Raw genomic sequence first — 16,209 nt, 5'->3', positions numbered from 1 at the left:
TGCGTAGCCGCGATGCATAGCGACCCCAACTATACGATCTTTGACGAAATGCGTTCCCAGTTGCAGAAACTTTGGAACCTCTGTTTCACCCATAAGGAGCACCACCATTGAACGAGGCTCCTCAAATCTCAGCCCGACACTGTGGCCAGATTAACCAGAATGCCCATTTTGGCAGTTGGCATCTCGATCTTGGCTCGCAACTCTTCACCTGCTCCGATGAAGCCTGCCGCGTGCTTGGCCTGGATGTTGGTGCGCCAATAGCCTTCGAGCGATTCCTGCAGTGCGTTCACCCTGAAGACCGCCCCCTCTTCGAGAGGGCATGGGATGCTGCCATGTGCGGAGAGTCCCTTGATCTGCGGTATCGCATCGTCAGCGGAGGGCAGGTTCGCTGGATACACCTGCGGGCAACATTCAAGGGCGACGCCTCTGGTCAGCCCAGAGCGGCAGACGGGACGGTAGAGGACATCACCGATCTCAAGAGGGTCGAGCAGGCGCTGAACTCCATGCGCCTACAGCGAGAAGAGTTGGCCAGCCACGTTCCCGGTATGCTTTACCAATACCGCCTTCGTCCGGACGGCAGCTCGCACTTCCCTTATGCCAGCGCGAAGATGCGGAAAATATACGGGGTTGCACCGGAGGATGTTTTTGAAGATGCCACTCCTGCGTTCGCGGCGCTCCATCCTGAAGACCGTGACCGTGTGCATGAAACCATACAGGCGTCGGGGCAGTCACTCGCGCTTTGGCATGACGAGTACCGAGTGCAGTTTCCAGACGGTCGGGTGATCTGGGTCGAAGGCGAGGCATCGCCTGAAGCCATGCCTGATGGGAGCATTCTCTGGCACGGCTATATCCATGATGTCACCTCACGCAAAAGATCCGCGGAAGAGCTTCGCCTTGCGGCTAAAGTTTTTGCGCACGCAGGAGAGGGCATCCTCGTTACCGACGCGCAGGCCCACATTGTCAACGTCAACCGGGCGTTTACCGTGATCACCGGTTATGCGCGGGAGGAAGTATTGGGCCAGACACCCCGTCTACTCCAGTCCGATCACTATGACGATGAGTTTTATCAGACCGTTTGGCAGGCTGTGCGTGAGCACGACTATTGGCACGGAGAGCTCTGGTGCCGGCGCAAGAACGGCAGTCAGTTTGCCGCGCTACTGACGATCAGTGCAGTCCCGGATATGCAGGGCCATATCGAGCATTACGCAGCCATGTTCTCCGACATCACGGCGCTGAAGGAGAACCAGCGACAGCTTGAACGCGTTGCTCATTACGACCTGCTCACCGGCTTGCCCAATCGACTATTGCTTGGAGACCGCCTTAAGCAGGCCATTGGTCAGACACGTCGGCGTGGCATGCACCTGGCGGTTGTCTTTATCGATCTGGATGGATTCAAGAAGGTCAACGACCAGCACGGCCACGCAGTCGGCGACAACTTGCTGTCCGTCCTGTCCAGGCGTATGACGCAGGTGTTGCGCGAAGACGATACCTTGGCCCGTCTTGGTGGTGATGAGTTTGTCGCTATTCTGGTCGACCTGCCGGATATTTCCATCAGCGTACCGATTCTCGATCGCCTGATCGAGGTGGCTGCACAGCCCGTACCGATTGGTGACGCACTGTGCGAGGTGAGCGCGAGTATCGGTGTGAGCTACTACCCGCAAGGCGAAGATATCGACGCCGACCAACTGCTGCGGCAGGCAGATCAGGCTATGTATCGTGCCAAGCAAGCCGGCAAGAATCGATATCACGTTTTCGATACGGAGAAGGATCGTACGCTGCGCACCCGTCACGAAGGATTTGACAGCATAGAGAATGCACTTGCCAATGGGCAGTTTCTGCTTTATTACCAACCTAAGGTCAACATGCGCACCGGTGAGGTGCTGGGCGCCGAAGCCTTGATCCGCTGGCAACATCCGACGCGTGGCTTGTTATCTCCTGCCTCCTTCATACCCATCATTGAGAACCATCCGCTCGGGATTGACGTGGGGGAATGGACCATCGAGGCTGCGCTGACCCAGATCGAAGTTTGGCGCAAGGCCGGCCTTCATGTCCCGATCAGCGTGAATATCGGTGCGCGGCACTTGCTGCAACCGGACTTCATCATGCATCTACGGGGTATGTTGTCACGACATCCCGGCGCCCAGCCGCAAGACCTTGAACTGGAAATCCTCGAAACCAGCGCCGTGGAGGACTTCGTTCAAGTGTCTCAGTTGATGGCGCTGTGCGAGAGGATGGGATTGCGTTTTGCCCTCGACGATTTCGGCAGCGGCTATTCATCGCTGACCTATCTGAAGCGCCTGCCCGCGCACCTGCTCAAGATCGACCAAGGTTTCATACGCGACATGCTCGAGGATCCGGACGATATCGCCATCCTGGATGCGCTACTGGCACTGGCAAGGTCGTTTGGCAGGAACTGCATCGCGGAGGGAGTCGAATCCATTAAGCATGGTGAAATGCTGCTGCGTCTGGGATGCGAGTGGGGCCAGGGTTATGCCATCGGGCATCCGATGCCGGCGCATGAATTCGAGCAATGGCTACACACCTGGCAGGTACCTTTATCCTGGAAGGGATTCAAACCTGACAGTCGCTCCGCGCTGCCCGTGCCGTTCACATACGCCGACCACCGGGTCTGGATTTCCCAGATGATCGACTATCTGTCAGGCAAGGCCCAAGTGCCTCCTCAATCCGAAACACTCCAATACTGGCGGGATCAAAGTGGTCGCCATACGTTCTTCGGCAAGGATCCTGATGATCAGGTCGATGTCCTGCATCAGAGCATCCAGCAGTTAGCGCACACCCTGGGTGAAATGAAAAATGCCGGCCGTGTCGAGGCATTGAGGGCTGGCATCGACAAGTTGCAACATTTGCAGGCGGATCTGCTGGGATTGCTGCCGCCAGACCAGAAGCCGAATTGATGCCATGCATGGAACAAAGGTTTGACGTGCAAGAGGCTGATCCACCCATCGGCGGCGCCACGGACGTGCAGGACGTTATGCGCTGGGTGGCTTCGCAATTGCCCCGGTGATGCAGGTGTAATCGAGTCGTCTTCTCGGACTCCCCGTTCCATTAACGTTTCATTGAAAGAGAGAGCAACGCTTATGAATAAAGAATCTGGCCACACGGCCCTTGACGAGATACGCTCCCAGTGGCGGTTGATGACGGTTTACGAGCGCTTCGAGCAGTTCGTTGCCATCACGCTTTCGGGCGTCATCGCGTTGGTAATTGTGATTTCGCTGATTCAGTTGATTCGGCTGGTGTTCACACTGCTCGTCATGGATGCGCTGAATCCACTGGATCATAAGGTTTTCCAGCTGGTGTTCGGTGCCACCATGACGCTGCTGATCGCCATGGAATTCAAGCATTCGATCGTCAAAGTGGCTCTGCGCAAGGAAAGCATCATCCAGGTCAAGACCGTCATTCTGATCGCGATCCTGGCACTGGCCCGCAAGTTCATCATCCTAGAACCCGACGTTGATCCTGTCAAAGTGGCCGCGCTGGCGGGGACGGTACTGGCCTTGGGTCTGACCTATTGGCTCATGCGTGAACGCGATGACCGCAAGAGCGAGTAATGGAGGCATGACCCCCTATGGTCTAGTCGGCCGACACGATGCCAGGTCGAGGCACCGCTGGCTCAATCGCTTTCAAACCGTGTTGCTGGTTTTGACCCTGGTGGGGATCGCAGCTGCCGCTGGCAGTCTGCTGTTCGGCGAGATTGGCCTTTGGCTGGCACTGGCAACATGCGCATTGACCCTGCTGATCGAACCTGTCGCCGCCTCCGCGATGACCTTGCGCCTCTATGGCGCCCGTCTCTTGCATTGCCAGGAAGCCCCCGCAATCTGGTCGCTGTTGCGGGAGTTGGCCGCGCGCGCCGGATTGCCGAATACGCCGGTTCCCCACTATGTGCCCAGCGGCCTCGTCAACGCTTTTGCTACTGGTTCGCGACGTCAGGCCTCCATTGCCCTCACTGAGGGCCTGCTCCGCAGCCTGAGTATCCGGGAACTGCAAGCCGTGCTGGCGCATGAGGTCGCACACATCGCTCAAGACGATCTGCGTGTCATGGGCCTGGCTGATTCGATCAGCCGGCTCACGAGCCTGCTGGCATTGCTGGGTCAGATTACGCTCCTGATCAGTATGCCGGCGCTGTTGGCCGGTGCAGCAGAAATTAACTGGCTTGGCTTACTGCTGTTGGCCGCTTCGCTACAACTGGCACTGCTCGCACAGTTGGGCCTGTCACGCGTGCGAGAGTTCGATGCCGACCGAATGGCCGTAGAGCTGACGGGGGATCCGCACGGGCTCGCCTCGGCGCTGGCGAAGATCGAGCGGGTGAGCCGCTCGTGGCGCGCCTGGATGTTGCCCGGTCGGGGCAATCCCGAACCGTCCTGGTTGCGCACGCATCCGACGACAGAGGATCGTATCGCGCGCCTGATGACGTTGGCGCCTCAGCCATCGCAGACCCTGCCGTTCCAAACGGAATATCTCGTGCCAAGGTCGCTCGCCCCGATGCGCCCACCACGCCGGGGCCTGAGCGGCCTTTGGCGCTAAATCACTGAAAGGACCCCCCGTCATGGCTTACCCCGATCCTTACCCACAACGCCCAGCTCCGGATCATTTCGTCCGGCGGTGGCTCTTCATCACCGCGTGCGTTGCCGCACTCATGCTGTTCTGGCAGTTTCTGCCCGCCATCGAGGCCTGGTTCAGTCCGCGCGAAGCCGCCGAGCGCACCGTCACGCCGCGTGGCGATCTGGCCGCTGATGAAAAGGCCACCATCGAACTGTTCGAGAAATCCCGAGCATCGGTGGTCTACATCACGACGTCCCAACTGGTGCGCGATGCCTGGACGCGCAACGTCTTTTCCGTGCCGCGCGGGACGGGTTCGGGTTTCATCTGGGATGACGCCGGTCATGTCGTTACCAACTTTCATGTGATTCAGGGGGCGTCGGAGGCCACTGTCAAACTGGCCGACGGCCGCGATTACCAAGCCGGGCTGGTCGGCGTGAGTCCGGCCCACGATATCGCGGTGCTCAAAATCGGCGTCGGTTTCCAGCGCCCGCCCGCCGTGCCGGTCGGCACCAGTGCCGACCTCAAGGTGGGACAAAAGGTGTTCGCCATCGGCAACCCCTTCGGTCTGGATTGGACACTCACCAGCGGCATCGTGTCCGCGCTCGATCGATCGCTGCCCGGGGAATCTGGCGGAGTGACCATCGAACACCTGATTCAAACCGATGCCGCCATCAACCCCGGCAACTCGGGTGGGCCGTTGCTCGATTCGGCCGGCCGCCTGATCGGCATCAACACAGCGATCTACAGCCCTTCCGGTGCATCGGCTGGGATCGGCTTCGCCGTGCCGGTGGACACCGTCATGCGCGTAGTCCCGCAACTCATCAAGACCGGTAAGTACATCCGTCCGGCGCTGGGCATTGAGGTGGACGAACAGCTCAATCAGCGCCTGCTGGCGCTGACTGGAAGCAAGGGCGTGTTCGTGTTGCGTGTTACCCCTGGTTCGGCAGCGCACAAGGCCGGCCTCGCGGGTGTCGAAGTCACGCCGCAAGGCATCGTGCCGGGCGACCGCATCATCGATGTTGATGGCCAGGCGACGGACGATGTGGCCAAGCTGCTCGCGCGGCTAGACGACAGGAAGGTCGGCGATGTGGTGGTCTTGTCAGTGGAGCGGGCCGGCAAATCGCGCGAGGTGCGTGTGGAGCTGCAACCCGGGAATTGATTGAACTGAACCTGTGGATCAGGCGGTAGTGCAGCGTCGCGGCGATTGAGGTTCTCAGGTCTTCGGCCAGGTAGCGTTCCGCCTCAACCTCCGTAATTTTCGGATGCGATCTGCCTATCCGAATAGGCAAGCATGCAACGCCGGAACCTCTTGCCAATCATCGAAGGAGAAAGCGAGGCGCAATCCGCATGAGGTGGACGCAGGCCAGGAACGAGGCAAACAGGAGGCCGCATTGGAACTCAGACTACTGCGCTATTTCGTTGCGGTCGCGGAAGAACTGCATTTCGCGCGAGCGGCCGAGCGCCTTGGCGTAGAACAATCGCCTGTGTCGCGCGCAATGCGAAATCTCGAAGCCACGCTCGGCGTGCAGTTGTTCGACCGCAGCGCGCACCAGACGCGACTGACCTGGGCCGGTCAAGTGTTCCTCGGTGAGTGCCGGCGCGTGCTGGCCACCGTGGAGCAGGCGGTGAGTGCCGCAAAGGCGGCGGCGCAGGGCTATCAGGGTTATCTGCGCATCGCCATCTGCGACAGCTTGGCGCAGCCCCACATTGCCACCTTGCTGGCGCGCAGCCGCGAGGAAGAGCCCGAACTGGAGATTCGCGTCTTCGAGCTGCCTTTCGCGCAGCAGCTCAAGGGCCTGCACAACGATCTGCTGGACATCGGTTTTGCGCTGTCGGACGCGGTGAGCGAAGGCCTTGTCGCCGAGCCCGTGTGGACCGATCCTCTGTCGGTGATCGTGCCCGTGCGCCACCCCTTGTTGGCGCACGCGGAAGTGCCATTGGATGAAGCCTTGAAGTTTCCGTTGGTACTGTGCCATCCGGACGCGGGATCGGGCTGCCACCACCAGATCCAGGCGGTGCTTCAAGGTGCGTCCAAGCCGCTCAAGCTGGTAGATCAGGTGACGAGCCTAGGCGTGATGCTGACTCTGGTCGGTGCCGGTTATGGCCTAGGTTTCGCCATTGCCTCGCAGGTGCAGACCCTGAACCGCCCCGACATAACCGTTCGCCCCTTGGCCGGCACGCCGCCCATGCTGTCCACCTACCTGCTGCGCCGCAGCGCCGAACCCTCTGAGCCCATGAAGCGGTTTCTGCAGCGCGCCCGCGAGGAGTTCCTGCCAAAGGGAGATGAACCGGCCTCGTGACGTTGAGCGCTCGGGTACATTGGCTACTGCTGGCTGTCCATGGCTCGCACTGGACTTGCTCGGAGCGCGCGTTGACCAAGCGTGGTTTTTCAGTCCATAATTATGTCCATCTCGGTTCGCCGAGTGCGGAAAACTCGTTATCAATCAACGAGTTGGGAACACGATGATGTTCCCATCACCCGCTCCAGCTTTCAGGGCATACCGTGCCCGCCGTGCACAGGCTGCCTCCAGGCCTTGAAAACGGCCTCCCTCCCCTCCCCTTTCTTCAGTCACCGCTCGCCATCAGGGCGCATCGCTCAGCCCAGCGGTAGCAGCGTGCGCATGCTCTCAAAGCGCCGCGCCTCGCCTGTGACCGGGTCCACCAACTCCAGCGACCGCGCCAGCAACTGCAGGGGCCGCGTGTAGTCGCCTTCGGGCGGGTCATTGACCACTGGGTAGAACGGGTCGTTGCGCAGGGGCAGGCCCAGCGCGGCCATGTGCACGCGCAGCTGGTGGCGTTTGCCGGTGACCGGCGTGAGGCGGTAGCGGGCCCAGGCGCCAGACGCTGCCACCTCCAGCAGTTGCATCTGCGTGTGGCTGTTGGGCGCGCCGGGCACTTCCTGCATGCGAAAGAACTGCGGGCTTTCCTCCAGGCGGCTCATGTGGTCGCGTGGAAACACGAGGTCTTCACGCCAGGGCGCAACCGCTTCGTAGTGCTTGGTGATCTGTCGGTCGCGAAACAGCGCCTGGTAGGCGCCGCGGGTGCGCTGCTGCACCGACAGCAGCACCAGCCCCGCCGTATCCCGGTCAATGCGGTGCAGGGGCGACAGTTCGGGCAGCCCCAGCTGGTGCTTGAGTCGTACCAGCAAGGTGTTGTGCAGGTAACGGCCCGACGGCGTAACGGGCATGAAATGGGGCTTGTCGGCCACCACGAGGTGCTCATCCTGGTACAGCACGGTTTCTGCCGACGGCAGCGCCGGCTCCGCGGGCAGGCTGCGGTAGTAGTACACGCGCAGGCTGCCTTCAAACGGGCGCCCGGGGGCCACGGGCTGGCCGCGCTCGTCCACCACATCGCCCGCCAGCATGCGCTGCTGCCATGCATCGCGAGACACCACGGGCAGGCGCTGCGCCAGAAAGTCCAGCATGCTGCCCCGCCCGTGGCTGGGCAGCACCACGCAGCTGGGCCCCACACCGTCACGCATGGGGGGGGCGTGGGGATGGCGGGGGTTGTGCATGGGGGGCGATTTTAGGAGGCTGTAGGACAAGGGCGGCAGTTGCATCGCCAACGCCGCATCGCGCACCGATGCGGGCTAGCATGAAACCCACCAGACCCTCCGCGCGCACGCGCCCTGCCACCGGTTGGTGTGTGCAGTGCGGGCCATAACCCGACCCTTTTCATGCCACCGCCCGCCCATCCCTCTGCCGATCTTGCCCGCCCTGATACAGCCACTGCGCGCCACGCTCCGACGCTTGGACGGCGCATCGCACGGTGGTTGCTGATAGCCCTGGGGCTTGCAGCCGCGCTGCTGCTGGTGCTGGGTGTCTTGCTGGCGGTGATGGACTGGAACCGCGCCAAACCGTGGATCAACGAGAAAGTGAGCGAGGCCACGGGCAGGCACTTTGCCATCGAAGGCGATCTGTCGGCAGCGTGGCGCTGGCCGCAGCCCCTGGAAGACGGCTGGCACCGCTGGATACCCGGCGTGACGGTGCAGGCCGAGCGGCTGGTGATGGACCAACCGCAGGGGTTTGCGCCGCCCTTCCAGCGCGCCGATGGCAAAGCACGGGAAGATGAAGACGCCAGTCTGCCGCAGGCCGCCACCATGGCCCGCATCGACCACGCCACGGCCACGGTGCGTTTGCTGCCACTGCTGGGCCGGCACCTCTCGATCGACACCGTGGCCCTGACCGGCCCGCAGGTGGCGCTGGCCCGCACGGCGGACGGCACCAACAACTGGACCTTTGCGCGCAAGGATGGCCCCCGCAGTGGCTGGAGCTTTGATGTGGACCGGCTGGTCATCCACCAGGGCACGCTGGGGTACGCCGATGGCATGAAGGACCTGGACCTGCAGGCGCGCATCGACACCATCGACACCATCCAGCCCAGCGCACCCGCCAGCCCCGCTTCCGGCGCTCCTGCCAGTCCTGCCAGTGCTGCCAGTGCTGCCACGGCAGACACGTCCAACCCCGCGCTCTCCCCGGACGGCATGCCGTATGGGCTGCGTTTTGAGCTCAAGGGCCGCTACGCCAAGGCGCAGATCAAGGGCACAGGGCGCGCGGGCCAGGTGATCAGCCTGCGCAACAAGGTGGTGAACTACCCGCTGCAGATTGACGCGAGCGCAGGCAGCGTGGCATTGTCGGCCGAGGGCGTGCTGGCGAACCCGGGCGCGCTCTCGGGGCTGGACTTCCAGGTGTTCCTCCAGGGCGCCAGCATGGCCGACCTGTACGAGCTGACCGGGCTGGTGCTGCCCAGCACGCCGCCGTTCGCCACGCGTGGGCGGCTGACTGGCAGCCTGGAGCCCGAGCGCGCCGTGTGGGAGTACAGCGACTTTCGCGGCAAGGTGGGCCAGAGTGACCTGCAGGGGTCGCTCAAATACACCTCGGGCAAACCGCGCCCCCGGCTCACCGGCACCATGACATCCAACCAGCTTCGCCTGGCAGACCTGGGGCCCGCGCTGGGAACCCGCCAGCCCGGCAACACCCAGCCAGCCCGCAGCCGGGGCGGCAAGGTGCTGCCGGATTCGCAGTTTGCGGCCGAGCGGTGGAATGCCATGGACATGGACATCGTGTTCAAGGGGCGGCACATCATCCGCCCCGAAAGCCTGCCGCTGCAGGACCTGAGCCTGCGTGCCGTGATGGAAAACGCGCAGCTGCGGCTGGCTCCCCTCACGTTTGGCGTGGCCAAGGGCAAGATCGAATCGCAGGTCACCATCGATGGCCGCGCCGCTCCCCTCAAGGCCCAGATACGCGGCACCGTGCAGGGCCTGCAGCTGTCGGCGCTGTTTCCCAAGGTGGAGCTCATGAAGAAAAGCTTTGGCCGCATGGACGGCGCCATTGCCCTGGCGAGCACCGGCAACAGCGTGGCCGGGCTGCTGGGCCACGGCACGGGTGAGATGCGCCTGTATGTGCGCGAAGGCACGCTGAGCAAGCAGATGCTGGACCTGGCGGCGCTCAACCTGGGCAGCATCATCGTGGGCAAGCTGTTTGGCGAAGACAAGGAAGTGCACCTGCGCTGCGCGGTGGCTGACTTCACCGTGGTGGATGGCCTGGCCACCACGCGCACCGTGAAGATGAGCACCGACGACGCCGTGGTGGAGGCCACGGGCACCATCGACCTGGGCACCGAGGCGCTCGACCTGCGCATCAAGCCCGAATCGCTGGAATGGAAGTTCTTTTCACTGCGATCGCCCCTGTACGTGAGGGGCACGTTTGGTGACCCTGATGTGGGCGTGGAGGCCGGCCCGCTGCTGCTGCGCGCAGGGGCAGCGGTGGTGGCCGCCGTGGTGGCCCCGGCGGCGCTGGCCCTGCTGCCCATCACCGTGCCGGCGGCCGACGATGACACCCATTGCAAACCGCTTCTCGACCTGGCCCGCCAGCCCGTCAAGCCCGGTGCGCAAGGGGCGGCCGGCGCAGCCTCGCGGCCCGCCCGCTGAGCAGCACCTGCAGAAGAGCAACACCGCTTTCAATGAAAGTCGCGGCTGCCCCGCAAGGCCTGGGCCATGCGGCCGAGCAGCGGTGTGAGGTCCTTGAACCGCTGCGCCACAAGGTGGCGCACCACGGGGGCCGGTGCCGCCCCGCCGGAGGGCGAGACAACGCACTGCCACACGCCCTCCACCGCCAGCAATTGCGACCGGAGCAGCGCATTGCGCCAGGTGTCCACCAGCGCAGGCCAGACGATCACGTTGACGGGGCCGGTCTCGTCTTCGATCGTGACGAACATCGTGCCCTTGGCGGTGCCCGGGCGCTGGCGCACGGTAACGATGCCGCAGGCGCGCACCTTGCGGCCGTGGGGCACGTGGTTCAGCTGCAGTGCTGTTTTCAGGCGCCAGCGGTCCAGCCGCGGGCGCAGCAGGGCCAGCGGGTGGCGGCGCAGCGTGAGGCCGGTGGCGGCGTAGTCAAACAGGATCTCTTCGCCCTCGGGCGCTTCGGGCAGCTGTAGCGGCGCTTCGTGCACGGGCACGTCGCGCCACAGGGGCGGCGCGGTGTGCTGCGCGGCGGCATCCCACATCTGCTGGCGCCGGTGGCCCGACAGGCTGGCCAGGGCGTCGGCAGCGGCCAGGGCCTGCAGGTCCTGCTGGCCCAGCTGCGCACGCAGGGCCAGGTCTTCGGTGCTGGCAAAGGCGGGGCCGGTGGCGCGGGCCTGCAGAAGGCGCCGGGCGGCGTCTGCATGCAGGCTGCCCACCAGCCGCAGGCCCAGGCGCACGGCGGGCTGGGGCAGCGGTGGCGCGCCCAGGCCACGTGCGGGGCGCAGCGGCTCGGGCTCCCCCTCCAGCGTGCAGTCGATGTCGCTCACGGTCACGTCAATGGGCAGCACGCGCACGCCGTGGCGGCGGGCGTCCTGCACCAGTTGCGAGGCGCTGTAAAAGCCCATGGGCAGCGAGTTGAGCAGCGCGGCCAGAAAACACGCGGGCTCATGGCACTTGAGCCAGCTGCTGGCATAGGCCAGCAGCGCAAAGCTGTGGGCGTGGCTTTCCGGAAAGCCGTATTCGCCAAAGCCCAGCATCTGCTGAAAGATGGCCTGCGCGAATTCGGTACGGTAACCGCGCGCCTCCATGCCGCCGATCAGGGGGCGCTCAAACCGGTGCACGCCGCCCTTGCGCTTCCAGGCGGCCATGGAGCGGCGCAGGTCGTCGGCCATGCCGGGGCTGAAGCCCGCCGCGATCATGGCGATCTGCATCACCTGCTCCTGAAAGATGGGCACGCCCAGGGTGCGCGCCAGGGCGGCCTCCAGTTCGGGCTTCTCAAGCTGCAGGGGCTCGCCCCGGCACCTGCGCTCGCGCGCCTGCAGGTAGGGGTGCACCATGCCGCCCTGGATGGGGCCGGGCCGCACGATGGCCACCTCGACCACCAGGTCGTAGAACACGCGCGGTTGCAGGCGGGGCAGCATGCTCATCTGGGCGCGGCTTTCGATCTGGAACACGCCCACGGTGTCGGCGGCGCAGATCATGTCGTAGGTGGCGGGGTCTTCGCGCGGGATGTCGTGCAGCAGCCAGCGCTCACCGCGCAGCGCAGCGCGCAGGTTCAGGCAGCGGCGCAGGGCGCTGAGCATGCCCAGCGCCAGCACATCGACCTTGAGCAGGCCCATGGCGTCCAGGTCGTCCTTGTCCCACTGGATGACGGAGCGGTCCTGCATGCTGGCGGGCTCCACCGGCACCAGGCGCGTGAGCTTGCCCTGCGTGAGCACAAAGCCGCCCACATGCTGGCTCAGGTGGCGCGGAAAACCCGTCAGGTCGGCGGCCAGCTCCAGCCACAGCGCGGCGGTGTGCCGGTGCAGCGGGGTGCCCAGGCCTTGTGCCAGCTCCTGCAGGCGGTCTGTGGCAATGTCTTCGTCAAACCAGTGGTGGTCTTTGGCAAACGCATCGACCAGCGTGGGCGCCACACCCAGCGCCTTGCCCACGTCGCGCAGCGCGCTGCGCGTGCGGTAGGTGGTGACCACGGCCGCAATGGCGGCGCGGTCGCGGCCGTATTTGCCGTAGATGTACTGGATGACTTCCTCGCGCCGGTCGTGCTCGAAGTCCACGTCGATGTCGGGCGGCTCGCTGCGTTCCTTGCTGATGAAGCGCTCGAACAGGAGGTGCGAGTTCTCGGGCGCCACGGCGGTGATGCCCAGCACGTAGCACACCACCGAGTTGGCCGCCGAGCCCCGCCCCTGGCACAGGATGCCCTGGCTGCGCGCAAACCGCACGATGTCGTGCACGGTGAGGAAGTACATCTCGTAGCGGCAATGCGCAATCAGATCCAGCTCCTTGCGGATCTGCGCGGCAATGGCGGCGGGTACGCCCTGCGGGTAAAAGCTGGCGGCGCCGCTGTCCACCAGCCAGGCCAGCGCCTGCGCGGGGGTCATGCCGGGGGGCACGGTCTCCAGCGGGTACTGGTACTGGATCTCGGCCAGGCTGAAGGTGCAGCGCGCCGCCACCGTGAGCGTGGCGGCCAGCAGGTCGGGCGGGTAGATGCCGGCCAGCCGCACGCGCTGGCGCAGGTGGCGCTCTGCGTTGGGCTGCAGGGCAAAGCCGCAGTCGGCCACGCTGCGCCCCCGCTGCACGGCGGTGATCACGTCCTGCAGCGGCTTGCGCGAGCGGGCGTGCATGTGCACGTCGCCCGCGGCCACCAGGGGCAGGCCCAGTGCCGCGCCCGCACGCTGCAGCGTGGCCAGCCACAGGCTGTCGTCCGGGGCGAGGTGCAGCGCGACCGCCAGCCACAGGTGGCCGTCAAAATTAGAGTCAAATTGGCCTCTGGCGCTTGACAGACAAGCGCTGACAGCTATCAAATCAGAAGCATCAAAGCGTTCGCGGCAGGGGGCCAGCAACACTTCGCACCCCGCCAAGGCAGCCCATGGGCTGGCCGCACCCACGTGGTATTGCCCTTTGGGTGCCGCCGCGCGGGCCGCGGTGATGAACTCGCACAGGTTGCCCCAGCCCCCGGCATCCCGCGCCAGCGCCACCACCCGCAGGTCGCCCCACAGAAACTCGCTGCCCACGATGAGGTGCAGGCCGCATTCCCGGGCGGCCTCCCAGGCGCGCACCACGCCCGCCACCGAGCATTCATCGGTCAGCGCCAGGGCCTGGTAGCCCAGCTGGGCCGCGCGCTCCACCAGCTCTTGCGGATGCGATGCACCGCGCTGAAAACTGAAGTTGGACAGGCAGTGCAGCTCGGCGTAGTCCGGCAAAGGCGGCAAGGGCGGCAAGGACAAGGGCGGCGGCACTGCCTGCCGGGCCACAGCGGGGGTGTTGCGGTGTGCAGGTGCCATGGCATCACCCAAAAATGCCGTGCAGAAACCAGCGCTGGGGCTGGGTCGCCGCGGGGGCGCCTGCCTGCGGAGCCAGCCGCTCGCGGAACACCCACACCAGCCCGACCACATCGTTGTGCGCCACAAAGTAGTCGCGCAGGGCGAGGCCCGCACTGGGCTGGCCCGGGTCTGCCGCGCCCTCCCCGGCTGCCGACCACCAACCGGCCTCGAATCGGTGCGGCCCCGCCAGCAGGCGCAACAGGCCATGGTGGCAGGGGCGGTTGCCCTGCACCGCCAGCCGCCGCGGCGAACGCAGCAGCCAGGCAGGCCACAGGGTGGCATCAGGCAAATGGGCGCGGCCAGGAAGCCTGCCGGACCGGGCAGTCGTCGGCTGCAAAGCGTGAACGCCGTCTTTTTGACCCAAAGCCCCGCCTGCACGGCACGGGCCCGGCCCAGCACCTCGGCCGCCGGGCGCCATTGCTGCATGCACTCAGGCCGGTGGTCGGCCTGCAGCACCGGGGCCTGTACCTGGTCCGCCCCCAGGCGGGCCGACAGGCGCTCCACCAACTGGAGCAGGCTCTCGCCCTGCCCCTGGGCAGCGTCACCGCCCTCACCCGGCCCTGCGGGGGGTAGCAAGCTGGCACTGCGGTGCGGCAGCGGCGCGGATTCCAGCAGCCGCAGCATGATCTGGTTGACCGGGGCGGCCAGGGTGGTGCGCGCCAGGTTTTCAGACAGCAGGCGCCGCAGGTGCGCTATGTCTTGCGTGGCCTGCGCCGTGCGTATCTGCAAGGCCTCTGTGGGGGCAATCGCCACTCCGTCGATGCGCCGCAGGTCGTGGCGCCAGGCCAGCTCCAGCGCCAGCGCCCCCCGCTGCCGGGCCTGCAGCCAGCCTTGCAACGCGGTGAGGCTGCGGTGGGCACTCCACAGCAATGCATCGGCCGACTCGGCCAGCGCGGGCAACTCGGCGGTCAGGACGAACTGCTCGGGCAGTTCCAGCCAGGCGTGCACTTCGGGGGCATGGCCCAGGGCCTGGTCCAGCACGTGCAGCACGCCTGCCCCCAGGCGCCGCGCCACCCCCGCGCGGGGCAGTGCCCGCAAGGCTCCCCAGGTGCGGCAGCCCATGCGCTCCAGGCTGGGCACATGCGGGCGCAGGGCGGTCAGCGTGTGCAGGGGCAGGGTTTCAATCCTTTGCTGCAAACGGTCCGGGTGCCCGGCAAGCGCCATGCGCAACCAGGCCTGTGCCACCAGGGCCGTGGGCCCGGTGCCCCAGGCGGCCTGGGCGGCCTGGGCGCCCGGCGATGGCGCGGGCGTATCCACACACGCGGCAAAAGCCTCTGCCCAAGCACGCTGCACCTGCGCCAGCAAGGCATCGCGCCCGCCCCACAGGCGTTCGGTGGTCGAGACCTCCAGCAGCACGGCCTCACCATCCACCAGCGCCACGCGCGGGGTGAAACGCAAGGCCCACCAGCCTGCCGCCGCCGCTTTCACGGTACCGCCGACAGGCCCAGAAGGCTCATCGCACCAGGGCCATGGCAGCGCGATCCAGTGCATGCCCCCTCCCCTCTGGCCCTGTCTTCCCTGGCGGGGCGCCATGCCCTCCGGAAGGGGCCGGGGCTGCCGCCGCAGAGCGTGCTGCCACCCAGGCGCTGGCCACCACCTGCGCGGCGCGCCGGCGCTCGGCCTGCGCCAGCAGCACCTGGGCCAGCCGGGGTGGCAGCCCGGCAGAAGAATCCCCTCCACCAGCGGCGGCCCCCGGCGCTTGAGGATGTGCACCTGCATGCCGGGCGGCGCCACCCCGTCCCCCGGCAAGGCCTGCCCCTCCAGCCGCAGCCGCAACAACGCAGGCGACGCCTGCTGCGCGACACCGAGCGGGCGAAACACCCACAGCAACTGATCGTGCTGCGCCGCCGCCAGCTGCAACCGACGCAAGGCGGCAGATTGCGCCTGAGGCAGCCAGGCCATGACAGCCAGCACATCGCGGCAGCGCAGCGCCTGCTCGGCCGCCCAGAGCGCAGCCCGGGCGGTGTCGGCCCGCACCACGCACAGGCGCTCTGCCGCCAACCCCTGCGCCCTGAGCGCCGGACCAAAGGGCTCACACGGGGGCGCCACCACCACCACGGCGCCTGCGCTGCGCGCCACGGCCTGCGCCAGTGCGGGCAGCACCAGCTGCCATTCGTGCAGGCCCACGGCGGGTTGCAAGACCTCGCTCAAGGCCCCCACGGGCCAGCCCCCCCCGGGCAGCTGCGCATCCAGCAGCGCATACCCCGTGGGCTGCACGGGCTGCGGCCCCGCACCCAGGGCGTCCGCATGCCATATGCCGGGCACGGCAGACGGCAGATCGAACGCAACCCGCAGGGGGGAGCATGGCGCAGGCATGGTGGTGCAGGAGTTCAGAAATCAAAAACACTGTGAATATAACCAGTATTT

Annotated in this window: 8 protein-coding genes and 1 pseudogene; 6 read left to right on the top strand and 3 right to left on the bottom strand. The window is 65.7% G+C overall.

Annotated features, from left to right (window positions below):
• Positions 1-107: 107 nt before the first annotated feature.
• The 5 genes from KYG_RS17475 (at position 108) to KYG_RS17455 (ending at position 6,860) form a co-directional block, all read left to right on the top strand.
• Positions 108-2,915 (top strand): GGDEF domain-containing phosphodiesterase, encoded by a 2,808-nt coding sequence (locus tag KYG_RS17475; protein WP_034695160.1) that lies wholly within the window; start codon positions 108-110, stop codon positions 2,913-2,915.
• A gap of 183 nt (positions 2,916-3,098) precedes the next feature.
• Positions 3,099-3,569, top strand: coding sequence for a phosphate-starvation-inducible PsiE family protein (locus KYG_RS17470; protein WP_008906258.1), 471 nt, complete (start codon positions 3,099-3,101; stop codon positions 3,567-3,569).
• 7 nt (positions 3,570-3,576) lie between these two features.
• Positions 3,577-4,542, top strand: a complete 966-nt coding sequence (locus KYG_RS17465; RefSeq protein ID WP_008906257.1) for a zinc metalloprotease HtpX — start codon at positions 3,577-3,579, stop codon at positions 4,540-4,542.
• 22 nt (positions 4,543-4,564) lie between these two features.
• Positions 4,565-5,719 (top strand): S1C family serine protease, encoded by a 1,155-nt coding sequence (locus KYG_RS17460; RefSeq protein ID WP_034695159.1) that lies wholly within the window; start codon positions 4,565-4,567, stop codon positions 5,717-5,719.
• 232 nt (positions 5,720-5,951) lie between these two features.
• Positions 5,952-6,860 carry a LysR family transcriptional regulator gene (locus KYG_RS17455; RefSeq protein WP_003141085.1) on the top strand — a complete coding sequence of 303 codons (909 nt, stop codon included), beginning with the start codon at positions 5,952-5,954 and terminating at the stop codon, positions 6,858-6,860.
• Between the two features lie 296 nt (positions 6,861-7,156).
• Here KYG_RS17455 and KYG_RS17450 read toward each other — a convergent pair whose 3' ends face one another.
• On the bottom strand, positions 7,157-8,074 hold the full coding sequence (locus tag KYG_RS17450; RefSeq protein ID WP_008906255.1) for a pseudouridine synthase: 918 nt from the start codon (positions 8,072-8,074) through the stop codon (positions 7,157-7,159).
• A gap of 162 nt (positions 8,075-8,236) precedes the next feature.
• On the opposite strand from KYG_RS17450, the gene KYG_RS17445 reads away from it, so the two are divergent.
• The gene (locus tag KYG_RS17445) at positions 8,237-10,489 is read left to right on the top strand and encodes an AsmA family protein (RefSeq protein ID WP_085942613.1); all 2,253 of its coding nucleotides are present in this window, start codon (positions 8,237-8,239) and stop codon (positions 10,487-10,489) included.
• A 29-nt stretch (positions 10,490-10,518) separates the two neighbouring features.
• Here the strand turns inward: KYG_RS17445 and KYG_RS25270 are convergent, their stop codons facing one another.
• The gene (locus KYG_RS25270; RefSeq protein WP_050813889.1) at positions 10,519-13,803 is read right to left on the bottom strand and encodes an error-prone DNA polymerase; all 3,285 of its coding nucleotides are present in this window, start codon (positions 13,801-13,803) and stop codon (positions 10,519-10,521) included.
• Between the two features lie 1,788 nt (positions 13,804-15,591).
• Positions 15,592-16,158, bottom strand: a pseudogene (gene imuA, locus KYG_RS25265) (translesion DNA synthesis-associated protein ImuA); the annotation flags it as partial.
• Positions 16,159-16,209 lie beyond the last annotated feature (51 nt).

Source organism: Acidovorax sp. NO-1, assembly GCF_000238595.1.
Lineage (GTDB): Bacteria > Pseudomonadota > Gammaproteobacteria > Burkholderiales > Burkholderiaceae_C > Acidovorax.
Note: the sequence above shows the minus strand (reverse complement) of the source record. Positions and strands in the feature narration are given on the sequence as shown.

Bases quoted from the DNA above. Each gene is read 5' to 3' on its own strand.
- KYG_RS17445 (WP_085942613.1), top strand. From the start codon at position 8,237: ATGCCACCGCCCGCCCATCCCTCTGCCGATCTTGCCCGCCCTGATACA.
- KYG_RS17465 (WP_008906257.1), top strand. From the start codon at position 3,577: ATGACCCCCTATGGTCTAGTCGGCCGACACGATGCCAGGTCGAGGCAC.
- KYG_RS17470 (WP_008906258.1), top strand. From the start codon at position 3,099: ATGAATAAAGAATCTGGCCACACGGCCCTTGACGAGATACGCTCCCAG.
- KYG_RS17460 (WP_034695159.1), top strand. From the start codon at position 4,565: ATGGCTTACCCCGATCCTTACCCACAACGCCCAGCTCCGGATCATTTC.
- KYG_RS17450 (WP_008906255.1), bottom strand. From the start codon at position 8,074: ATGCACAACCCCCGCCATCCCCACGCCCCCCCCATGCGTGACGGTGTG.
- KYG_RS25270 (WP_050813889.1), bottom strand. From the start codon at position 13,803: ATGGCACCTGCACACCGCAACACCCCCGCTGTGGCCCGGCAGGCAGTG.